General features: G+C 41.6%; 13 protein-coding genes. All 13 read left to right on the top strand.

Translation table 11 applies throughout. The features are described 5' to 3' along the window. Positions 1–131 precede the first annotated feature (131 nt). The 13 genes from SLH46_RS01110 (at position 132) to SLH46_RS01170 (ending at position 24,465) form a co-directional block, all read left to right on the top strand. Complete coding sequence (locus tag SLH46_RS01110) at positions 132–4,406, top strand: hybrid sensor histidine kinase/response regulator transcription factor (protein ID WP_320279291.1); 4,275 nt, start codon at positions 132–134, stop codon at positions 4,404–4,406. A gap of 141 nt (positions 4,407–4,547) precedes the next feature. Beyond that, positions 4,548–4,739, top strand: coding sequence for a hypothetical protein (locus SLH46_RS01115; RefSeq protein ID WP_320279292.1), 192 nt, complete (start codon positions 4,548–4,550; stop codon positions 4,737–4,739). Between the two features lie 86 nt (positions 4,740–4,825). Then, positions 4,826–6,529, top strand: a complete 1,704-nt coding sequence (locus SLH46_RS01120; protein ID WP_320279293.1) for a hypothetical protein — start codon at positions 4,826–4,828, stop codon at positions 6,527–6,529. A gap of 26 nt (positions 6,530–6,555) precedes the next feature. Next, positions 6,556–9,753: a SusC/RagA family TonB-linked outer membrane protein gene (locus tag SLH46_RS01125; RefSeq protein WP_320279294.1), complete on the top strand. Its 3,198-nt coding sequence runs from the start codon at positions 6,556–6,558 to the stop codon at positions 9,751–9,753. Positions 9,754–9,781: 28 nt separating this feature from the next. Then, positions 9,782–11,536: a RagB/SusD family nutrient uptake outer membrane protein gene (locus SLH46_RS01130; protein WP_320279295.1), complete on the top strand. Its 1,755-nt coding sequence runs from the start codon at positions 9,782–9,784 to the stop codon at positions 11,534–11,536. An 88-nt stretch (positions 11,537–11,624) separates the two neighbouring features. Beyond that, positions 11,625–13,301 (top strand): arabinan endo-1,5-alpha-L-arabinosidase, encoded by a 1,677-nt coding sequence (locus tag SLH46_RS01135; RefSeq protein WP_320279296.1) that lies wholly within the window; start codon positions 11,625–11,627, stop codon positions 13,299–13,301. A gap of 438 nt (positions 13,302–13,739) precedes the next feature. Beyond that, the gene (locus tag SLH46_RS01140; protein ID WP_320279297.1) at positions 13,740–14,741 is read left to right on the top strand and encodes a glycoside hydrolase family 43 protein; all 1,002 of its coding nucleotides are present in this window, start codon (positions 13,740–13,742) and stop codon (positions 14,739–14,741) included. 10 nt (positions 14,742–14,751) lie between these two features. Then, positions 14,752–15,723, top strand: a complete 972-nt coding sequence (locus SLH46_RS01145; RefSeq protein ID WP_320279298.1) for an arabinan endo-1,5-alpha-L-arabinosidase — start codon at positions 14,752–14,754, stop codon at positions 15,721–15,723. Positions 15,724–15,920: 197 nt separating this feature from the next. Next, complete coding sequence (locus SLH46_RS01150; protein WP_320279299.1) at positions 15,921–17,453, top strand: alpha-N-arabinofuranosidase; 1,533 nt, start codon at positions 15,921–15,923, stop codon at positions 17,451–17,453. A 130-nt stretch (positions 17,454–17,583) separates the two neighbouring features. Then, the gene (locus SLH46_RS01155; RefSeq protein ID WP_320279300.1) at positions 17,584–18,186 is read left to right on the top strand and encodes an RNA polymerase sigma factor; all 603 of its coding nucleotides are present in this window, start codon (positions 17,584–17,586) and stop codon (positions 18,184–18,186) included. Positions 18,187–18,289: 103 nt separating this feature from the next. Then, entirely contained in the window at positions 18,290–19,480 is a 1,191-nt protein-coding gene (locus SLH46_RS01160) for a FecR family protein (RefSeq protein WP_320279301.1), read from the top strand. A 148-nt stretch (positions 19,481–19,628) separates the two neighbouring features. Beyond that, on the top strand, positions 19,629–22,937 hold the full coding sequence (locus tag SLH46_RS01165) for a SusC/RagA family TonB-linked outer membrane protein (RefSeq protein WP_320279302.1): 3,309 nt from the start codon (positions 19,629–19,631) through the stop codon (positions 22,935–22,937). A 40-nt stretch (positions 22,938–22,977) separates the two neighbouring features. Then, positions 22,978–24,465: a RagB/SusD family nutrient uptake outer membrane protein gene (locus tag SLH46_RS01170; protein WP_320279303.1), complete on the top strand. Its 1,488-nt coding sequence runs from the start codon at positions 22,978–22,980 to the stop codon at positions 24,463–24,465. Positions 24,466–24,485 lie beyond the last annotated feature (20 nt).

The raw sequence follows: 24,485 nt of genomic DNA on the forward strand, positions 1-24,485 counted from the left end.
TATTAAAACAAATAGCTCGAAAACTTGCACATATCTTTAAAAACGCACTACTAACCAAGCTCCTTGCCCAATCTCATTTAAATACATAGTTTTGTAGACAACAATTTACACGAATAGTACTAATGCAAAATGTGTTGAAATACGGCTTTCTTTTCTTTCTGTTTTTTCGTATTTGCTTTGGCCTTGAAGCACAAAACAGTACTGTTCTTGAACAACCCCGCCTGAATTACCTCACTACAAACGAAGGTCTGCCACAAAACACCATCGACTGCATTTTAAAAGACAGCAAGGGTTTTATGTGGTTTGGCACCTGGAACGGACTTTGCCGTTTCGACGGGTATACTTTCCAGATTTTTAAGAGCCAGCAGGAAAAGTGGCTCCCCGGAAATTTTATACAAACACTTTGCGAAGACCAAAACGGAAACCTCTGGGTGGGCACAAACAAAGGACTTGCTTTTTTCGACTATTCGCGGCTAAAATTTACTAAAGAACCACAACTAACAGAGAAACTCGGCGGAACATCCATCACGCACATTATAAACGACCACAATAATACCATCTGGGTGGCCACAGCCGGAAAAGGGATCTGGAAAATCAACTACGAACAGCAAACGATAAGCTCGGTTGAATCGGTTTTTGAAAACCAGCTGACCGATAAAAATGTAAATACTTTATGCCTGTTGCCCGACAACCATCTGCTGGCCGGCACCAACAACGGATTAACGGTAATTAATTTGTCGGGGGCACAACCCAAACCGGTGTGGGAACGCCTTTACGAATACACTGAAGGGATTGGCGGTTTAAACATACTAACCATTCTTAAAGACCGAAGTGGAGACATCTGGCTGGGCACCGTTGATGTTGGATTGTATCATTACAGTACCAGCACGCTTAACCTAACGTACTACGGCGCCGACAACAACAATCCAAACGACCTGAATCACTTGTCGGTTTACGACATTATTGAAGACCGTCACGGAATTATAATGGTGGGTACATTGGGCGGTTTAAACTTTTACGATCCGGCCACACAACGGTTTACGAGTCTGCCTGCAAGCACTGAAGAGCGAAAATACCTGAACAACCCGTTTATCAACTCGCTTTATGCCGACGAACTGGGCAACATTTGGATCGGTACCGAAAAAGGCGGAATAAACCACTACAATTCTTATCAGAAACCTTTTAACGCGATTACGCACGAAGCGTCGAATCCCAATTCCATAAGCCACAATACCATTAACTCGGTATACTCTGAAAAAGATGTTTTGTGGGTTGGAACAGCCGGTGGCGGCCTTAACCGCATTAGCAAAAATGGCCGCGAAACTGTCCGTTTCAGGCATTTTACCAATGACAGTCAAAGCATAAACAGCGACTTTGTTACTTCGTTTCTTCGCGATAGCCAAAATCACCTGCTTGTGGGAACCTGGGGTGGTGGTTTAAACAAATTGCTGTCGGAAAAACAAAATCGTTTCGAAATACTGGTAAACATTCCCGGCGACGAAAAAACGTTGTGCAGCAGCTTTATATCAAGTCTGGAATACCTCGACGATAAAAACATTTTAATCGGCACACGTGGCGGACTCGATATTTACAATCCTGAAAATGGCATTTTCCTGCATGTTCACGAAAAAATGAACATCGACGAAGACCTTGAAATCGGATGCCTTTTAACCGACAGCAAAAACCGGGTTTGGGTGGGTACCGAAAATGGTTTGTACCGTTTTAACCGTTCCGATTTACTCGCTTTTAATGAAAATACGCTACAAATCGATTTCGAGAAGTACGTAACAAATCCGGCAGACTCAGCCTCAATACCGGGCAATTATGTCATTTCGCTGTTTGAAGGGCACGATGGAACCGTTTGGCTGGGCACCTACGGAAACGGTATCTGTAAGTTTACCGAAGGAGAAAATGGTGGTTTTGTAACTTATAACGAACAAAACGGTTTGTGCAATAATGTTGCTTATGGCATTGAAGAAGATGCTCAGGGTAATTTATGGATTTCGACAGATAACGGTTTGTCGAAATTTAGTCCTGAAGCTGAAACTTTCCAGAATTTCTATTCCAGCGATGGTTTGCTGAGCGATCAGTTTTACTGGTCGTCGTCGTGCAGCGACGAGCAGGGAAATTTATACTTTGGAGGTGTTGAAGGTCTGAACTATTTTAATCCGGCAGAATTCGAATCGTATCCTAACATTCCGAAACCCGTATTTACACAGTTTTCGGTATTTAGCGATCCGGTGGTTATTGGCGAGAAATACCACTCAAAAGTTCTTTTAGACGCACCAATAAGCGAAACCGATAAAATTTCACTTTCCTATAAAGATGCTGTTTTCTCCATCGAATTTTCGGCGTTGGATTATTTCCAGCCGGGCAAAATAAAATACGCCTATCAAATGGAAGGCGTTGATCAGGACTGGGTTGAAGTGCCTTCTACCCGTCGCTTTGCCAACTATACCAACCTTTCGGGAGGCGAATACACTTTTAAAGTAAAAGCAGCCAACAGCGACGGAATCTGGTCGGAGAATTATACGGCACTTACGATTACCATTGTGCCACCATTTTGGGAAACGGCATGGTTTCAAATGCTGGCAATAATGTTGGTTATCACGCTGGTTTTAATCTACATCCGTTACCGAACACAATTCTTAAAAGAACAAAAACGTAAGCTGGAACAACAGGTACGCGAACGCACCCATAAAATCGAAGAGCAAAAAGAAGAGCTTGAAAAACAAAACGAGCAAATTGCCAAACAACGCGATGAGGTGATCGCTCTGAACGAAAAAGTAAAGCTGGTAAACCAGTTGCGTTTGCGATTCTTTACCAATATTTCGCACGAATTCCGCACACCGTTAACACTGATTATCGACCCGCTGGAGCAACTGATGAAAAACCTGCATGCCGATACCAATACACACAACACTTTAAGCATTATCAACCGCAACGCACAACGCTTGTTGCACCTGATTAACCAGCTGCTGTATTTCCGCCGAATTGAAACCGGAAAACTAAAACTGAACGTCAGTAAAGGCAATCTGCAGGAATTTTTACATGGCATTTTCGAGTCGTTTAAAGACCTGGCAGAACACCAAAAAATTAACTACCAGTTTGTACAAACCAACATTAGCGACGAAACCTGGTTTGACGCCGAGAAAATTGAAAACATTTTTTACAACCTGCTTTCCAATGCGTTTAAAAACACCCCTCCTACAGGATCGATTACCTTAAAAATTGATAAGATTTTCGAAAGCCGTGAGAACTGCATAGCTGCACCATTTGTAGCCATCAGCATTATCGATACCGGAAGAGGAATATCAAAAGAGCATTTACCACACATTTTTAACCGCTTTTATAAAGATGCGGAATCGGGAAAAGAAACCGATTTTACCAGTTCGGGAATCGGTTTGGCACTTACCTACGAAATCGTTCAGGCTCTAAACGGCGAAATTAAAGTGCAAAGCGAACCGCGGAAAGGAAGTATTTTTACGGTTTGTATGCCTTATTCGAAAGAACGTTTTAAACCGGAAGACATTAACGAAACCAGTGTACCTACCGAAATTAATCTTGAAGGCCGGGTGAATGTACTTTCGGAGCACATTGTTGCCCGCAGTAGCGGATACGAACACGAAGAAGAAGCAAGCGACAACAAAACAAAACCAACCATTTTAATTGTTGAAGACAATTTCGATTTACGCAGTTTCCTGATGCAAACGCTGCGCTCGGAATACCGTGTTTTGGGTGCCGAGAACGGTAAAATTGGCCTTGAAATGGCTAAAAAGTATTCACCCGAATTGATTATCAGCGATGTGATGATGCCCGTTATGGACGGAATTGAATTGTGCAGCCGACTGAAAAAGAACATCCAAACCAGCCACATTCCGATTATTCTCCTAACGGCAAAAAACATGGTGGAAAGTTGGATTGAAGGATTGGAAACCGGTGCCGACGACTACATTCCAAAACCTTTCAACCTGCAAATTCTGCAACTAAAAATGCGCAACCTCATCGAATCGCGCAGAAAAATTAAAACCCTGTTTAGTGGTCCGGAAGAGGTTGCTCCCGAAAAGATTTCGTTGAATAAACTGGATGAGGAATTTATTACAAAAGCTTACCAGATTTTGGAGAAAAATTACAGCGAACCCGACTTTTCGGTAGAACAATTTGCACGCGAAATGTTTGTAAGTCGCAGTTTGTTGTATAAAAAAATCAAGGCCCTAACCGATCTGAACATTACCGATTTTATTAATTCATACAAACTGAAAAAATCGGTTGAACTGATTAAATCATCCGATCAATCCATATCCGAAATAGCCTTTAAAACCGGTTTTAACGACCCAAAATACTTCAGTCGTATCTTCAAGAAATTCTACGGAATAAGCCCGCGCGACTATCTAAAAAAGACCTGATTACAGCTTTAAACACCGGGAATACCTCTCCAAATCAGTTTTCCACAATCGTCCACTAAGCATATTCAATTGTCCACCCGGCAATCAGGTGCCTTATTTAATTTTACCAACAGAATTTTTTGAAAACCAATTTAATTAATTATGAAGAAGAACTTAACTTATCTGTTTGTGTGCTTGTTCCTTTTTTCTGTGGGAGTAAGTTTTACACAACACACTCAAACCGGCGCAGTATTCGATGCCGGAATCAATACCACACTTTCAGAAATTAGCAAAACAAAAGCGACAGTTATCGATGGTGATTTCATCACGGTGATTGCATCTAGAATCGCTTAAGTAATTTGTTGAAATCAATTTCAGAACGTAAAATCTACGAAGAATCTTTTAATACAATAAGAATGAATATAATCAAATTTAATTTTATGAAAACATCTAAACTGATTAGATACGCCTTGTGCGTAGCAGTTTTAGCAGCATTTGGCTTGGTTGGGTGTGAGGAATTGGATACTTATTCAATTGATGCACCCTCTGACCTGCAGAGCAGGATTGACTCAATAGCAGATGCAAAAGCAAGTATCGATACAGGTGACACCACTTATGTAAACATCACTACAGCAATTGTTGGAGCTGAAGATTACAGTTCAGGCTGGTGGACAGCATTCTCTGATTACTTTACTGTACCTACCAATAAGTTATTGGTGTTGGAATTTATTAACCACAACGGAGGTAGCGCAAGTAACTGGAACAACTGGAACTTAGCAGTAACCAACGAAGCTGGCGATCGCGATGCAGACAATTACGCAGAGTATTTTGTTCTGCGTTCTGACGCTTATGGTTGGGGTAACGATGATTACGACGGAGCTATGATCACTCAGGATTATCCCGACACTGACGGTGACGAAGATATCTGGAACGATTTCCGTACTACCATGGACGGTGCTAACGTTACTATGGAAATTGATCATTCGGTTACCGGTAATGTTTATGTAACAGCAACTGCTGTTGGAACAAATGGTACCGTGCTGACTGAAACCTATCAGCAACCGGTTTCTGCCAGTGCCGACCTTAACGTTTTCCTAATTTGCGACGCGAGCTGGTTTGAAATGAAAAACGCTTACCTACTGCCTTCTAAAATGACTGTAGTAGAAGATGTTGAGCCGGTTTCAATTTCAATTTCAGGAACTCCTGAGTTTGTTGAATTGGGCGATGAAGACTTCTGGGGCGACGGTGTAGCAACTGTTACATTTGCCGATGGTTCTTCTACTGAAGTTGATACTGCTGATCTTTCTTTCAACGTAATTCCTGATATGACTACGCTTGGAGAAAAAACAGTACTGGTTTCGTACAGTAAAACAAAACAAGGTGAATTCACTAAAGCTGTGTCAACCTACTATACGCTGGAAGTAACCAACTCGGTTTCAAGCCTTGAGATTACTACTTTGCCTGACATTCAGACATATTACTTCTACAACGACACCATGGATATTATTTTCAATACTGCCGGTTTAGTTGTAACAGCTCATTATTCCGATGGTACAACAGGAGTGTTATCAAACGAATCACTTAATTTTGGCGGAATTACACCTGCCGAAGGTACTCAGGAAGCTACTATTTCGTATGTTGGAGCTACAAGCACAGTTACTACAACTTGTTCAGTAAACCTTGTAAAAGGTATTGGCCAGGTAGGTGCTTACGATTTCTCTACAGGTTGGTGGACACAGTTCTCTGATGATTATAATGTTCCATCAGGTTCGAGTAAAACAATTACCATGTATTGTTACTCAGATAATCTTGCGAACTGGCACAGTCCATGTACTATTCTTCGCAAAGCAGATTTGACAGAAAACGCTGTAGTTCGAATGGACAGTTTCGGATGGGGCGACGGTTATGCTACAGCCACCGTAACTTCTGACTGGAACTGGGATATATTCACATCAAGCATTAATGGTTCTAAAGTAGTTATTACTGTAACAAACAACGGTGACAATACTGCGGATATACTTTACAATGTAACCTATAATAATGGTGAAACACATTTCCAAAAGTATGCAGGAATTACTGTTGACAGTGCTGATTTGAATTGTGCACTTGTAACAGAGGTGTCATATCTCGTAATTGTAGAATAATCAATAAGATAAAACATATTTAAATTATGAAATATTTATATTTAATCCTGTTGGGATTACTGACATTCGGAACCGCTGCTTATGCAGAAGGAAACGGTAATCCCGACCAGATGTCAACGGCTCAACAAGAGAACATAACAGTAAAAGGTAAAATCGTTGACGAAAGCGGAGAACCTCTTCCGGGCGCAACAATATCTCAGAGTAATACAACAAATGGTACCATTACCGACATTGATGGTAACTTCACTCTTTCGGTTCCTTCGGATGCTACACTTCTTGTATCGTTTATCGGATACAAAAGTATTGAAGTAAGCGTTGAAGGAAAAGCTGACCTTGGAAACATCACATTGGCTCCCGATATGATCGGACTCGAGCAGGTAGTGGTTGTTGGTTACGGTACACAACGTAAAGTTGACCTTACCGGTTCGGTTGCAGTAGTAGATGCTGAGGAGATGAAAAAAGTATCAAACTCAAACATCTCAACCATGCTTCAGGGTAAAGTATCGGGTGTACAGATTACATCTGACGGACAACCGGGAGCCGATCCAACAGTACGTATTCGTGGTATTGGTTCATTTGGTAGCACTTCGCCACTTTATGTGGTTGACGGAGTACCAATGGGAACAACAATCCGCGATTTCTCGCCAAACGATATCGAAACACTTCAGGTACTTAAAGATGCTTCGGCTGCCGCAATCTACGGTTCGCGTGCTGCAAACGGTGTGGTAATTATTACTACAAAACAAGGTAAGAAAAACCAGCCGATGAAGATCGATTACAAAGGTTACATGGGTATCGACCAGGTACAAAAAGATGTATACGAAGTAATGGATGCTACACAATATGCCGAGTATGTTACAATGGCATTTGGAAACAGTGGCATGGACGTTCCTTCAGGATATGATCCAACAAGCGAAAATTACCTTGATCCGAACGAGATTAACACTAACTGGTTCGACGAGACATTTAAAACAGGTGTTCGTCAAAACCACAACATTAACCTTTCGGGTGGTGGCGAAAACAACACTTACAACATTGCGCTCGACTACTACAGTCAAAAAGGAACAATGGAAGGTGCAGGCCCTAACTTCGAACGTTACACTGCACGTGTAAATAATACAATGGATGTGAAGTTCATCAAATTCAAAACAAACATTGTATACAGCCACAGCGATCAGGACAATATGGCGCTTAGTAACGCCAACGAGTATGTTCAGGGTCTTTACGGTGCACAATATCCGGTAATGGCTTCAGCACTGCTTTTACCTCCGAGTATTAAAGCTTACGACGCATCGACCTGGGTATTGGACGACAAAATTTCTGCAGCGTCAGAATACCAATACGACTCTTACGGTTATGGAACTTACTACGACGATGTACACGGCGACTTGCGTGTAACAAACGTATTGCTTACCAACAACTTGTTGGAGCGTAACTCAGTAGTTGACCGTATTGTAGCATCAGGATCGGCAAACGTTGACCTGTTGGATATGGTTGGACAATTAAACGAAAATCACAAGTTAAACTACAACCTTAACTTGTCGTACAGCAAAACCATTGCTAAAGACTTTACGTTTGTTCCTGCATTTATCCAGAGTACAACAAACTACCTGTCGAAAAGTAACGAGAACCTGACACAAGGTTACCGCAGCTATAGCGATGCACTTATCGAAAACACATTAACATACGATGGTACTTTTGGTCGTCACCACGTTAATGTACTTGGTGGTCAGACTTTCCAGCGCGAACTGTTCCACACACTAACAGGTACAGGTGTTAACATGCCGGAACCATATTACCTGCAAGTAGGTAACGCAGCCGAAACTTCGGCTTACAGCCAGGAAACTGAACACGTATTAGCTTCTTACATCGGTCGTATCAACTACAACTTCGATGATAAATACCTGCTTTCGGCAACTGTTCGTCGCGATGGTTCAAGTCGTCTTTCTTCAGACGACCGTTGGGACTGGTTCCCATCTGTATCTGCCGGTTGGCGTATGGAGCGTGAAAACTTCTTCGCAATCGACGAATCAATCATCAACCTGTTGAAAGTTCGTGGTAGTTACGGTGAGCTTGGTAACGAAAACATTGGAGAGTACCAATACATGGATGTTATGGCGCGTGGCGACTATACTTATAGCTTCGATAACAATAAAGTTACCGGATCGGCCATTTCAAACTATGTAAATACTGCCATCAGATGGGAGAAAAAGAAAACCCTTGACTTTGGTCTTGACATGGGAATGTTCAACAATATGTTGGAATTTACTTTCGACTGGTATAAATCAACTTCAGAAGATCTTCTTTACAGTGTAGCTGTACCGGCCAACGCTGGTGCTACCAACGGAACAGTAACGATGAACGCTGCAACAATGGTAAACTCAGGTCTTGAGTTCCTGGTTGCTTACCACAATCGTCAGCACGCTGTTAAGTTCGACCTTTCGGCCAATTTATCTACCTTAAACAACGAAGTAACCAAATTAGGTGTTTCAAACGAACCTCGTACCGATGGTTTCTGCCGTACAGAAGTAGGTCGCGAAGTTGGTGAATTCTATGGTTACGTTTACGAAGGTATCTTCCAGTCGCAGGAAGAAATTGATAACCGTGTGAACGATGAAGGTATGTTCATTACTCAAAACGGTGCACAGCCCGGAGACGTTGCATATGCCGACCTTAATAACGACGGTGAAATTACCAGCGACGACCGTACCTACCTGGGAAGCGGTTTGCCTAGTGTAAACTTTGGTTTTAACGCACGTGCCGAATGGAATGGTTTCGACCTGAGTATTGCAACAAACGGAGCTGCCGGTTTTAAAGCGGTTGACTTTGTTGACATGACATTAAACGGCTCGTATGGTGCATTGAACAAAAGCACTGAATTACTGAATGCATGGACACCGGAAAACACTAACACCGATGTACCTCGTGTAGCATTTAAATCAACAGGTTCAATTACCAACGACATGTTCAGCGAGCGTTACTTACAAGACGCAACATACCTTAAAATTGCCAATGTTGAATTGGGTTACAATTTCCCGGACAAATGGTTTAAAGGTTATGTTACAAACGTTCGTTTATATGCATCAGGTCAAAATTTAGCCACATTGTCTAAGTACAAAGGTTACAATGTAGACTTTGCCGGAGGTACTTTCACCCCGGGTTACAACTATGCATCGTATCCAACACCACGAACCATAATGTTCGGAGTAAACTTCTCATTCTAAAAATATAATCTTATAAAGGGTATAAAACATGAAACGTATAAATATATTTCTAACAATGTTGGCGCTTTTTGTAGGTATAACTGCCTGCAATGACCAACTCGATGTTACGAACCCAAATAACCAGACTACTTACGATTTTGGTAATACTGAATCAGAGCTTCAGGAAGCTATTATTGCGTGTTACAACCGTATTCGTCTGGAAGGTACTTTTGCACGTGTTGGCTACACAATGGATGCTGTGCGTGGCGACGAAGTATGGAACTCATCTCAACAGTGGTATTTAGATGCTGACAACCTGAATGGTCCGGCTACTTTCTTTATGGCTGAGTGGCCTTGGCGCGACTTATACCATGTGGTTAACCGTACCAACTTTGTTTTGTCGAAAGTTGATGCTGTTGAAATGTCGCAGGATTCGTACAATGAGATTGCCGGACAAGCTTTGTTCCTGAGATCATTGGCTTATTACCAATTGACAACGTATTACCAAACTGCACCACTGATTACTGATTATGCAGATTACGCAGATATCAACACCATGTATGCAGCTAACAATACGCAAGACGAAATTCTTGACCAAATTGAAGCTGACTTTACTTCGGCTATGCAAATGTTACCATCGAAAGATGAAGGTGGCGAGTGGGCCGGAGGTCGTGCAACAAGTGGTGCTGCTGCCGGATATTTGGCACGTACATTAATGTTCCGTCATAAATTCGATGCCGCATATACCGTATTGAAAAACATCATCGCCGGAAATTACGGACAATATGCATTGACTGCCGACTATGGTGATAACTTCAAAGAAGACACTGAAAACAACTCTGAGAGCCTTTTCGAAGTTCAGTTTTTGGACTACGGAACCGGTGGTACCGACGAAGAGTGGACTCCTGTAAACATCAGCTCTGAAGCAACTCAGGGTCATGCAGTAGAAAGTAACTACGCTTCTCAGGAACTGGGTAGCTGGGGTGACCTTGCAGGTTCTCCATGGTTGTACAACCTGTTCAAAAAAGAGAATTGTACCGATGGCCGTCTTGATCCACGTTTATACTGGACACTGGTAACTTACGAACCGGAGTATAATACTTACACCGGATTAAAAACTGATGCATATCCAAATGGCGATCCTCGTAGCAACGTTGTTTACCAGGCGGAAATCACTGCAACTCCACTGTCGAACAGTTCTCAGGGAGGTGTATCAATCGCTAAATTTACCAATGCAAGAAACAATATCTACGCTTCTATTACCAACGGTTTGCACTGCGGTGTTAACCTGCGAATGATGCGTTATAGCGACGTATTGCTTCGTGCTGCAGAATGCGAAAACGAAATCAATGGTCCAACACAAACAGCTATCGATTACATTAACGAGGTGCGTAACCGTGTTGCACTTGAAGATCTTCAACTTTCCGACTTCCCTTCTGCCGATGCATTGTTCGAGCAGATTGCAAACGTTGAACGTCCGAAAGAATTTGGTTGCGAAAACGGTCGTGGTATCGACTTGCTTCGCTGGGGATTCTTCTACAGCTCTGATCGTTTGAACCAGATTACTGAACACGGTTATTATTTGCTTGATGGCACAGCTAACACAGATGAGCTTACTGCCGAAACTGCAAGCGGTTCTTCGTACCAGTACTACTATAAAGGACACGAATATTTCCCGATATACCAGTCAACGCTTGATGCCAACCCTAATTTGGTAGGTAACTCAGCAAATAACAACGAAGACAACGGACCTGCTTTCTTTGAAAAAGGGTACACTGTTCGTCCGGTTGTAGATTTGGACTAGGAATTATTCTCTTATTTTAGAGACTTCCTTATCGGCATATTTTTTGTGTAGATAAGGAAGTTTTTTTTCATTTGAAAACAAATTAAACATGACACGTAAGTATTTATCGATTATAGCCATTAGCCTAACCACCCTTATTTTTGCATCATGTAGCAAAGATGATATTGAACCAAATGGAGGAGGTGAAGATCCTGATCCGGACCCGGATACAGAATTCACCATACCATCGTATGCCGATGATTATTCGTCGATCGCGTCCTGGTCGAACAGAAACCAGTGGAACCTGGCCAACGTTCACGATCCGTCAGTTGCGTACTACAATGGATATTACTACATGTACGGTACCGATGCCTCGTATGGCAACGAAGCCATGGGACATGGTCATTTTCAGGGTAAACGATCAACCGATTTGGTAAACTGGGAATGGGTAGGCGGACCATTTTATGACGCTCCTACCTGGGTAGCCGACTCGCTGAACTCGATTCGTTCGCGTATGGGGCTTGATGCCATTGCCGAAGAAAACATTTCGTATGGCTACTGGGCACCTGTAGTGCGCCGCGTTAATGTTGGCGGACAAGAGGTGTTGCGTATGTATTACAGCATTGTAATCGATAACTACATTAAAACCGGTGCTGTAAACACCTCTTCAAACTTCGATAACAGTTGGACAGAACGTGCATTTATCGGAATGTGCGAATCAAGCGATCCGGCCGGAGCTGTTTGGGAAGATAAAGGTTTTGTTACCTGTTCATCGTCTGATCTTGGTTTAGACTACAGTCGTTCAAGTTTGTCGGATTGGAGTGGTTATTTCTACTACAATGCCATCGACCCGACATATATTGTGGCACCCGATGGAAACCACTACCTGATACACGGCTCGTGGCACAGCGGCTTTGCATTGTTGCAGGTTGATGCCACCACGGGAAAACCGGTTAACGAACTTGGAAATCCTTGGGCCAACAGTGTAAGCGAGCTAACATCGCGCTATGGTGTTAGAATTGGAACACGAACCAACGGATCGCGCTGGCAAGGTAGCGAAGCGCCCGAAATAATTTACAAAGACGGATACTACTACTTGTTTATGGCTTACGATGGACTTGATGTTCCGTACAACACACGTGTAGTACGAAGCGAAAATATCGAAGGTCCGTACTACGATATTACCGGACGTAATTTTACCAACGGAAACGGCGACTGCTACCCTATCGTTACGCATCCATACAAATTCAATTTGAGCAACGGATGGGTGGGTATTGCACACTGCTGTATTTTCCAGGAAGAAGATACCGACGACTGGTTTTACATGTCGCAGGGACGTTTACCGGCTAATGCCGGAGGTAACGCCTACGCCAATGCCATTATGATGGGTCATGTACGTCGTATTGTTTGGTGTCCTGCATCAGTAAACGAACCCGACAATTTATGGCCGATTGCATTGCCCGAACGTTACGCAGGCGTACCAGATTACGGTACTATTACTCAAGACTCTCTTGTGGGAACATGGGAGCATATCAACCTCTCATACAAGTATGCTCAGCAAGATGGTGCTACATCCTTAACCTTGAAAGCTGACGGAACAATGTCGGGGGCATTAACAGGTAACTGGAGTTACGATGAAAGCAAAAAGCAACTTACGCTGGGCAATGTTATTGTTTGCGTTGAACGCGAAGTTGACTGGGAAGCATCTCCACGACGTGTAACCTTAGTTTACGCCGGAACTGAAAAAAATCTGAACGCAACATATTGGGGCAAAAAGTCGAAATAATGTTGTTTTCGGGTAGAGATTATTTTTAGGTAAATGCATGTTAATTCAGAGTCTGCTCAATTTAAGTTTGAGCAGACTTTGATTACCGGTTAGCTGTTTTTTTACAACCATCAAAAATAATCGTTTACGACTGACAATCAGGCTGATAAAAATCGGACTGAATTCTTAATAAAGACAGGTAATTTAAAGGTAAGATGAAAATGAATTTTATACCCATTTTTATCCAAAACTCCACCTCGATTATTTAAAACTCCACCTGTTTATAATTTTTGTTTTGAATCTTTGAAGTAGAAATTAAGCATGTTATGCTGTACAGACTAATAAGTTAAACATCAACATTTTTACTTGAAAGAATAATCGAACCATTATTAATAAATCTTTGAAGCCGGTACAAGTTATCATAAAAAGTGCAGGTTTCAGTTGGTACAAAATTTAATTATGAACGCATTAAAAAACTTAGCAACACTTTGTCTTTTTGGTTTAGTTCTGTGGAATTGCGCCCCGGAAACAAAAGATGAAAAACAACAAGTTGCAGTTACCTCCCCAAAACAGGAACTCAAGATAAACAATCCAATAATCACGGATAAATACACTGCCGATCCTGCCGCTTTGGTATACAACGATACGGTTTATTTATATGCCGGCCACGATCAGGCTCCGGTGGAAAAGAACTTTTACGAGATGAACGAGTGGCTAGTTTACTCGTCCACCGATTTGGTAAACTGGGAAGAACATCCGGTACCATTAAAACCTTCCGATTTTGAGTGGGCAGCACACAGCGCCTGGGCCGCTCAGGTAATTGAGCGCGATGGCAAATTTTACTGGTACGTAACCGTTGAGCACGGCAGTATTCCCGGAAAAGCGATTGGAGTAGCCGTTGCCGACAGCCCGATTGGTCCGTTTAAAGATGCTTTGGGAAAAGCGCTGGTAACAAACGACATGACAACTGAATATACTCAGATTGGCTGGGACGACATTGACCCGACCGTTTATATCGACGACGATGGTCAGGCCTATCTGTACTGGGGAAATACCGTTTGTTACTGGGCCAAACTAAAAGAGAACATGATAGAGCTGGATGGCGAGATTCACACTGTTGAGTTGCCTAATTTCACCGAAGCTCCATGGATTCATAAACGTGGCGACTGGTATTACCTGTCGTACGCCTACCAGTTTCCTGAAAAAACGGCTTATGCAATGAGCAAATCGATTACCGGTCCTTGGGAGTACAAAGGCATTTTAAATGAGCTTGCCGGTAATTCAAATACAAACCACCAGGCCATTATCGAATTTAAAAACAACTGGTACTACTTCTACCACACAGGCGGTATTCAACCTAATGGCGGAAGTTTCCGTCGATCGGTTTGTATCGACCCACTTTACTATAACGAAGATGGAACAATGCAGCGGGTTGTAATGACCTCTGAAGGAATTCAATAAATACATCGAAATGAAACAAACTCTTTTCATATTCATAGCTTTAATCCTTTTTTCAGGAAAGGTATTTTCGCAAATCTTTGTTCACGATCCTGTTATTACACAGGAAAACGATAACTATTACCTCTTTTGTACCGGGTTGGGAATTACCATCTGGTCGTCTCCGGATATGGAAAACTGGACAAAAGAAGGCCGTGTTTTTGAAGAAACTCCGGAGTGGGTTAATACATCGATTGATGATTTCGCAGGCCACATGTGGGCACCTGATATCATTTATCACAATGGTTTGTACTACATGTACTATTCAGTATCTGCGTTTGGAAAAAACAGTTCGTGTATTGGTGTAGCCACCACAAAAACACTCGATGCCAACGACCCGGATTATAAATGGGTTGATCACGGAAAAATTATTCAGTCGGTACCCGGACGGGATGACTGGAATGCCATCGATCCGGCCATTGCATTCGATGACGACGGGCAACCTTGGATGTCGTTTGGTTCGTTCTGGAATGGTTTGAAACTGGTAAAAATGAATGACGACCTGAAAACCATTGCTCAACCTGAAGAATGGTACACCATTGCAAAACGTGAAAGAAGTTTCGACATTGACGATACCGAAGCCGGAGACGGCGCAATAGAAGCTCCTTATATTTTCAAAAAGAATGGCTTTTATTACCTCTTTGTGTCGTTCGATTATTGTTGTCGCGGACCGGAAAGTACTTATAAAATTATGGTAGGTCGTTCAAAAAATATTGAAGGCCCGTATGTTGATAAAGAAGGAAAATCACTGGAAGCAGGAGGAGGCTCACTGGTGCTTGAGGGAGATAAAAACTGGTATGCTATCGGACACAATGCGACTTATACTTTTAACGGCACCGACTACCTGGTTTGTCATGGCTACGACACACACGACAATGCACGACAAAAATTGATTATCACCGAAATAAAATGGGATAAGGAAAACTGGCCTGTCGTTAAATTGTAGCGTCCGATCACGGGTATGTTAAACCGGTAATTCTTCGCGAATAAATCTGGGACATTCGTAAGCTAAAATACATTGTTCGCGAGCGTTACAATTGGGAATCATCGTTAAGAAAGCCTAACTTTGTTTTCCGGAATTAATCACATAACAACCTGTGTGAAGCCAATAATTAGTTCAAACAAATATTAAATACCTATATCATGTTAAAAATTAAAATCACGTTTTCTGCATTGCTTCTTTTAGCGGTGTCGGTGTCGTTTGCACAAAGTACACTTACTTTACACACCGATCAGGCAGAAACACAAATCAACAAAGAGATTTACGGGCACTTTGCCGAGCACCTTGGCCGCTGTATTTATGGCGGAATTTATGTGGGTGAAGACTCTGAAATTCCAAATATTCGTGGTTTCCGCGACGACGTAATCGGTGCATTGCAAGACATGGAAATTCCGATTCTACGCTGGCCTGGAGGATGTTTTGGTGATACTTACCACTGGAAAGACGGAATTGGTCCAAAAGAAGATCGCCCATCGATGGTGAACATTCACTGGGGTGGAGTTACTGAAGACAACAGCTTCGGAACACACGAATTCCTTGATTTTTGTTCGATTATTGGCGCAGAACCTTATATCAACATCAACGTTGGTTCAGGAACCGTTCAGGAAGCTTCTGAATGGGTAGAATACGTTACATCGTCGAATGTTAGCCCAATGACCGACTTGCGTAAAAAGAACGGCCGTGAAGAGCCATGGGATGTAAAATACTGGGGCATCGGTAACGAAAACTGGGGATGTGGTGGAAACATGACTCCTGAATATTATTCGGATTTATACAACCGTTTTGCCAGCTACTGTGGTGGTGCAGAATATAAAATTGCCGGCGGACCAAACATCGCCGATTACAACTGGATGGAAGTTGTAATGCAAAAAACCATGCGTCATCCGCACCTTGTACAGGGAGTTTCGTTACACGCTTACACGTTCACCAACTCGTGGGAAGACAAAGGACACGCAACTGATTTTGGCGAAAAAGAATGGATTTCGGTAATGAACAATACCTTGAATATGGAAACACTGGTTAACCGTCATTCAACTATTATGGACAAATACGATCCTGAAAAACGTGTTGGTCTGATCGTTGATGAATGGGGTAACTGGTTCAACGTTGAAGAAGGTACAAATCCAGGTTTCCTTTACCAGCAAAACACTTTGCGCGACGCGTTGGTAGCCGGTATCAACCTGAATATTTTTAACAACAACGCCGACCGTGTAAAGATGAGTAACATTGCACAAACTGTTAACGTTTTGCAATCGGTTATTCTTACCAAAGAAGACGAAATGGTGTTGACTCCAACTTACTACGTTTTCAAAATGTACAGCGTTCACCAGGATGCAAAACTGATCCCGACGAACCTGAAAACAGAACAATACGAATTCGACGGAAAATCAGTACCGGCAGTTCATACATCGGCTTCAACAAAAGACGGTGTGGTTTCAATTACATTGTGTAACCTGGATCCAAACAAAAGCGAAACAATCGAAATTGAAGTAACAGGAGATGACTTTTCTTCAGCAAAAGGACAGATCATTACTTCAGACAAAATGAATAACTATAACGATTTTGGCAGGCAGGAAACGGTAACCTTAAAAGACTTTGATGTAGCAAAACCTAAAAACGGTAAATTAACCGTTGAGCTACCATCGAAATCAGTTGTTTTAGTACAATTACAATAAGCGATATCGTTTTATAAAATAGAAAAGGAAGCAATTGCTTCCTTTTTTTATGTCCTAAAAAAGGTTGTTTCCTATTGCTATATTTTTAATTTTGTTTGCGACGAACCTGGAACTTTTGAGTAAACGATGCATGAAGTATAGTGACAAAAATCTTCTTGAATTGGAGTGGAATGCCTTTCTCTCAGGCAATAAGGAGTCATTTGCTTACTTTTATAATCTTCACATCGACGCACTTTTTCAGTACGGAATTAAAATAATGGCAGACGAAGATTCGGTAAAAGATGCCATTCAGGAAGTGTTTCTCGACCTGTACCTTAAACGTAATTCCAACTCGGCTGATCCCTACAGATTGAAATTTTACCTGCTGCTTGCGCTAAAAAGAAACCTGATAAAACGACTAAAAAAAGAACGGCGTTTTACTGAAACAACCAACGAAATTGATTTTGTTCCCGAATACAGCATCGAAACCCGGATTATCGACAAAGAGCAGGAAGAAGAGATAAACAGGAGGATAAACAAGCTTCTTAGCCAACTTCCTGCAAAACAAAAAGAAGCCATATACCTGCGATTTAATCAGGCACTTGAATATACCGAGGTAGCCCAGGTGTTAAATATCTCTGTTGAATCGGCCCGCAAACAAATTTACAGGGCTATAAAATCGGTAAAAGAACTTTTAAAAAGCGAGAATATCAATTTTTTTCTGCTTTTCACGCCGAATTCCTCTACCACCTAATGCACTGTATTTCTGACTCTTACATATTTCGTCAATATTTTTTATGATAATAGTGTCCATATCCGGCACATTCGTTTCCTTTTATAGAAACTAAACGATTTCAATGAAACGGATCAGCCAATATCTTGAAGACAAGAATTTTGTTGATTGGATATTTAACCCTACACCTGAACTGGAAAGTTGGTGGGAACTATTCGAAATAAAAAATCCAAAAGAAAAACAAAACATACTTTTAGCCCGAAACATTCTTCAAAAATTCGATACAAAAGAAAGGCTACTCAGCCAGGATGAAAAGCTAAAACTATTTGCACAAATCTTAAAGCAGGTTGAAGCAAAAGAACAGAGGAAGCAAAAAATACGACCATTACTGGTACTTACCAGGTATGCTGCTGTTGCCATTCTCTTTTTCTCGCTTGGAGTGATTATTTTTTACAAACAAGATAGCCTCAACCATCAGTTTTTTAGCGAGAGTTTTTCTGAACCGGCAGCGAATAATAATGCCCAACTTATTCGATCTGATGGTGAAAATGTGATTATCGAAGAAGAAAAGTCAACCATTGAGTATAAAAGCAACGGACAAGTAATAGTTAACAATAATGTACTCGAATCAAAACCTAAGGAAAAGAAGGCTAAAAATGCATTGAATCAACTCATTATTCCGCATGGTAAAATGACAACATTAATCTTGCCCGATGGAACGAAAGTAACATTAAATGCAGGAAGTAAACTGGTTTATCCTGATCAGTTTTCAAAAGCAAAACGCGAAATATTTCTTGTTGGAGAGGCCTTCTTCGATGTTCATAAAGATGCTGATCACCCGTTTGTTGTGCAAACCACCGACATCAATATCGAGGTCTTGGGTACCAGGTTCAACTTATCGGCTTATGCCGGAGATAATATTTACGAAACCGTTTTAGCCGAAGGAAAAGTTAGAATACGCCAAAATCAATCCAGTCTTTTTGATGAAACCATTGATTTAGAACCTAACCAAAAAGCTACATTCAATCGTACTTTGAGAGAAACAAAGGTAAAAGATGTGGATGTAGAGAACTACATTTTGTGGCAGGAAGGGATCTTTAAATTCGACAGTTCCGATTTAAATCGTGTGACTAAAAAGCTTGAACGTTTCTATAATATTCAAATAAAATATAACGATGTAATGTTGGGAACCCTTAAAATTTCAGGGAAACTCGATTTGGATGATAACCGCGAGGAAGTTTTACAAAGAGTGGCCACAGCAGCATCAGTTAAAATAAACAGGAAAGGAGAGAATTTCTATGAAATAACCAATTAAAACGGAAAAACCGGAAAGTCTACTACCACCCTCCGGTTTTTTGGCATTAAAATTTTATTTAATAACCATTTAACAGTTCAAACTTATGAAAAAAAAACGAGAATTATATTTCCCGTGTATGGGAGATATAAGCCTACAATTAAGGAAAATGAAACTAACACTAATTCTAACACTGCTGGTATTTGTTTCTTTCGGGAATAGTTTCTCACAAGAAAAGATTTCGCTTGATTTCCGGAAGGCAACATTAAAAGAGATTTTAAATACCATCGAAGACAAAACTGATTATGTTTTTCTTTATCGCGACGAAATTTTAGACGAAACCAAAAACTACTCTATCAACCAGGAAGAGGTAACTGTTGAAGAAATCCTTGAAAGCATTTGTTCTGCCGCAAATGTAGAGTACGAAATCAGTAACAGGCAGATTATTCTAAAACCAACTTCAAATACGGGCATTTTGGTTGCTCAGCAAGAGAAGGAAATTCGGGGAACGGTTACATCACAAAGCACAGGCGAATTTTTGCCCGGTGTTACTGTTGTTGTAAAAGGAACTACAGTTGGTACAGTAACCGATTTTGAAGGCAAATTTATATTGAGTATTCCAGAAGATGCAGAGATACTTCAGGTATCGTTTGTAGGAATGAAAGCGCAGGAGCTGCCCATTGGTTCAACAACTGAATTTTATGTGAGTCTTGAAGAAGAAACCATCGGACTGGAAGAAGTGGTGGCTGTTGGTTATGGTACACAAACCAAACGAACTGTAACCGGTTCGATACAAACCGTTAACGCAGAAGATTTAAAAGATATTCCTTCGGCGCAGTTAGCACAATCACTTCAGGGTAAAGTTACGGGTGTTCAGATCAATCAAAGAACAGGTATCCCGGGTGAAGCCTTATCCATCCGTATCAGAGGAGCCGGGTCTATTAATGCAAGTACCGAACCGCTATACGTAGTTGACGGATTCCCGATTACCGGCGACCTGTCAGGTATTAATCCCGACGAAATTGAAAATATTACCATCCTAAAAGATGCTTCTTCAACCGCACTTTACGGTTCAAGAGCTGCCAATGGAGTTGTGCTTATCGAAACAAAAAAGGCACGAGTAGGAAGAACAAATGTGGAACTATCGGCTTATTATGGTGTTCAAACCTTACCACAAGCCGGACGTCCTGATTTAATGAATGCTACAGAATTTGCCCAATTCAAAAAAGAATCTTACGAAGATTTAGGTCAGGATGTTCCTGCAGCGTTTCAAAATCCATCGCAATACGGCGAAGGCACCGACTGGTACGATGTTATGTTTGATCCCGCACCAATTCAGGATTATACATTAACATTGTCGAGTGCAACCGAAAGGTTTAGCACTTCGGTTGTTGCCGGATATTTCAACCAGGAGGGTATTTTGCTGAATTCGGGCTACGAGCGTTTTTCTTTACGTATGAACTCTACTTTCGATGTAAACGAAAAATTGCGTTTTGGATTCAATGTAGCACCATCGTTAAGCAAAGATTTTTCACCAAATACATCGGGTAACTTCTGGACCGGTAACTTAACCTATAACGCCTTACTGGCCTGGCCGATCTACGAATACAAAAATGCAGACGGTTCATTGCCATTAGCAGCGTGGAGTCCGGCAAATGGTGGTTTCCCAACTCCTAACTATTATCGCGGAGCTCAGGAGATTAAAAATAATACCAACAATCTGAGACTGCTTTCGAATGCATACATTGAAGTTGAGCCGGTTAAAAACCTGGTTTTTAAATCGTCAATCAACTTGCAAATGAATGTTGAAAAGTCAAAACTATGGAACCCATCCACTGCATCTACCGGTTTTGCTACATCACCACCGGTAACAAACTTCCTTAATTTAGGCTATGTTTGGAGCCAGTCGTGGTTAAATGAAAATACGGTAACCTACAACCTGGATATTGATGATCATAATATTGATCTTCTTGGTGGTTACACGGTTCAGAAAAATAAAATTAAAGTAAATTCAATAGCTGCCCAGAACTTCCCGGATGACAGGATTAATGATGTTGATGCAGCTGTAAATCTGTTGGAAGACGGAACCGATGGTTCATATAATGAATGGGCGCTGATCTCTTACCTGGCACGTGCCAACTACAGTTATCAGGGACGTTATAACGTATCGGCAGTAATCAGAGCTGATGGCTCTTCTCGATTCGGTTCAGATAACCGCTGGGGATATTTCCCTTCAGTATCTGCTTCATGGGTATTTTCCGAAGAGGGTTTCTTCCCTCAGGGAGGTCTGATTTCTATGGGTAAAATGCGCGCCAGTTGGGGTGTTACCGGTAACAATAACATTGGTAACTATACCCAGTTTGCATTGGTAACCCTCGGTGAAAATGCGATCTTTGGCAGTAACGTCGAACCTGGATCTTATGTAGAAAACCTTAGCAATACTGAACTGGGATGGGAAACTACAAACCAGCTGGACATTGGTATTGATATTGGAATATTCGATAACAGAGTTGATCTGGCATACGACTATTACCATAAAAAAACTACCGACTTGCTGTACAGTTTCTCCATTCCTCAATCATCAGGGTTTAGTTCATTCATGGGTAATTCCGGCGAAATTAAATTCTGGGGACACGAAATTTCTATCCAGTCCAGAAACCTTGTAGGCGAATTTAAATGGAATACTCATTTTAATATATCATTCAACGACAACGAAGTTGTTTCGCTGGCTGATAATGTTGATGCCATTTATGGCGGAGGACACGTTACACGTGTTGGAGACAGAATTGGTTTATTCTGGGGATTAGTACACGATGGAGTATACGATAATCAACAAGAATACGACAGCTCGGCCAAAGCATCACAATCAGCAGTAGGTACTGTTAAATTTAAAGATGTTAACGACGATGGAGAGATCTTGAATACAGACACCGGCGGCGATCGCACAGTTATAGGTGATCCTACTCCAAAATTCCTGTTTGGTATGACCAACACCTTTAACTATAAAAACTTTGATTTGGCAATTACCATGGCCGGCTCATACGGAAATGACATTGCCAACAGGTTTGAAACCGGAGCAACTAACCTCGATGGAGTTTTCAACGTTTTAAGTGAAGTAAAAGACAGATGGCGCTCTCCTGATAATGTTGGAGCTGGTTTATACGGAACAACAATGTACAATACCGGAATGGAGCGCGACTGGTTCAACAGCCGCTTCATAGAAGATGGTAGCTTCCTTACCATTAAAAACGTAACATTGGGTTATAATGTGGATGTAAACCGCATCAGCTTTATTAAAAATCTGAGAGTATATGGTAGTGTACAACAGTTGTACACATTTACCGGTTATTCAGGTAATAACCCTGAAGTAAGTGACCTGGATTCAAATGGAGGAACCAGTGTACTCTATCTTGGTGACGACCGTTCATCATACCCTGTGCCTCGTACGTGGACTTTTGGTATTAATGTAGGATTTTAATTAATAGAATTAAATGGTACAATTTAAAAAAATGAAAAAGATGAAAGTTAAAATAATACTGGCAGGACTTTTAGCCATTCTATTTACCTCCTGCAGCGAGTCTTTTCTGGATATTCCTTCTGAAGAGGCTTTAACAACAACCGTATATTTTCAAACGGAGAACGATTTTCAGGCTGCTGTTAACGGAACATATGCAGCTATGCGCCAATGGTTTGGTTCCGGAGGAGATGTGTCAACTACACCTCTGATCCTTATTGGCGATATTCATTCCGATAATTCAAGATATGCACTTAATCCAAACTATCGTGCCACAACCGGACCGGAAACTTCAGCAGACTTTGTGCCTGAAATTACCATGTTCTCAAGCTATTGGAACGATTTCTATAACTGGATTTCAAGATGTAATCAGATTATCGCCAGAATCGACGAGGTAGAAATTGATGCTGATGCCCAAGCCAACCTTAAAGGTCAGGCACTTTTTATGAGAGCATACAGCTACTGGTGGTTAGTTCGTTTGTACGGAGATGCCATCCTTCACCTCGATCCCGTTTCTACGCTTGACGAAACCAGCAAGGCCTTGTCTTCGGAGTCGGAAATTAAAGCGCAAATTATTGCTGATGCTTCAGCAGCTGCAGGTTTATTACCAGGAAAAGCTGAGCAGGAAGCCGGTAGAGTAACCAGTGGCACAGCTTATATGCTTTTAGCTGATCTGCATATGTGGTACAGCGAATGGGCTGAAGCGGAAACTGCCTTAAAAAACATAAGTGGCTATTCGTTAATGGATAATTATGCCGACATTTTTGATCCGGCAAATAAAAACAATTCCGAATCCCTTTATGAAATTCAGTTCTCATCATCCTCAACCGATTATGCGAGTTACTTTACTTACATGTATTTCCCTTATCCAACCTCAGCAGATGTCTTGGCTGAATGGACCGGAATCAGCAATCCGCAGGACTTAACAAGGGGAGAAATGTTTAATACTCCTACTCCAGAATTGATTGCTGCTTACGAAGATGGAGATGAAAGATTTGCAGCATCTATCATGTATATCGATGATGCAAATGGTGTAACGTTCCCGATGTGTATCAAATATTTACATCCGCATTCAACATACTGGCAATCGGATGATAACCTGCCTATCTACCGTTATTCGGAAGTACTGCTTTATTTAGCTGAAGCGGCTAACGAACAAGGACGGACAGCGGAGGCACAAGGTTATTTGAACCAGGTGAGAAACAGAGCAGGTTTAGCGAATACAACGGCTGCCTCGCAAGCAGACCTTCGGGATGCTATTATCAATGAAAGACAAGTTGAATTTGCCTTTGAAGGAAAACGTTGGTGGGATTTGGTTCGAACAGGCAGAATGCAGTCAGTTATTTCTGCTTACGGCGCACGGGTAATAGCCAATCCTGAAAATTATTATTTCCAGGGAGGTTATCTTCCGGTGGCAACAGCCTTCACCGACACAAGAACGAAGTTTGAATTACCAGACAGCGAAAAACTGTATAATCCAAATATCGATTAATATGTTTATAAAAGAAAAAG

The sequence above is a fragment of the Draconibacterium sp. IB214405 genome (assembly GCF_033963885.1).
GTDB lineage: Bacteria > Bacteroidota > Bacteroidia > Bacteroidales > Prolixibacteraceae > Draconibacterium.

Coding starts and splice junctions, on each gene's coding strand:
- SLH46_RS01115 (WP_320279292.1), top strand. CDS start 4,548: ATGAAGAAGAACTTAACTTATCTGTTTGTGTGCTTGTTCCTTTTTTCT.
- SLH46_RS01120 (WP_320279293.1), top strand. CDS start 4,826: ATGAAAACATCTAAACTGATTAGATACGCCTTGTGCGTAGCAGTTTTA.
- SLH46_RS01125 (WP_320279294.1), top strand. CDS start 6,556: ATGAAATATTTATATTTAATCCTGTTGGGATTACTGACATTCGGAACC.
- SLH46_RS01130 (WP_320279295.1), top strand. CDS start 9,782: ATGAAACGTATAAATATATTTCTAACAATGTTGGCGCTTTTTGTAGGT.
- SLH46_RS01135 (WP_320279296.1), top strand. CDS start 11,625: ATGACACGTAAGTATTTATCGATTATAGCCATTAGCCTAACCACCCTT.
- SLH46_RS01140 (WP_320279297.1), top strand. CDS start 13,740: ATGAACGCATTAAAAAACTTAGCAACACTTTGTCTTTTTGGTTTAGTT.
- SLH46_RS01145 (WP_320279298.1), top strand. CDS start 14,752: ATGAAACAAACTCTTTTCATATTCATAGCTTTAATCCTTTTTTCAGGA.
- SLH46_RS01150 (WP_320279299.1), top strand. CDS start 15,921: ATGTTAAAAATTAAAATCACGTTTTCTGCATTGCTTCTTTTAGCGGTG.
- SLH46_RS01155 (WP_320279300.1), top strand. CDS start 17,584: ATGAAGTATAGTGACAAAAATCTTCTTGAATTGGAGTGGAATGCCTTT.
- SLH46_RS01160 (WP_320279301.1), top strand. CDS start 18,290: ATGAAACGGATCAGCCAATATCTTGAAGACAAGAATTTTGTTGATTGG.
- SLH46_RS01165 (WP_320279302.1), top strand. CDS start 19,629: ATGAAACTAACACTAATTCTAACACTGCTGGTATTTGTTTCTTTCGGG.
- SLH46_RS01170 (WP_320279303.1), top strand. CDS start 22,978: ATGAAAGTTAAAATAATACTGGCAGGACTTTTAGCCATTCTATTTACC.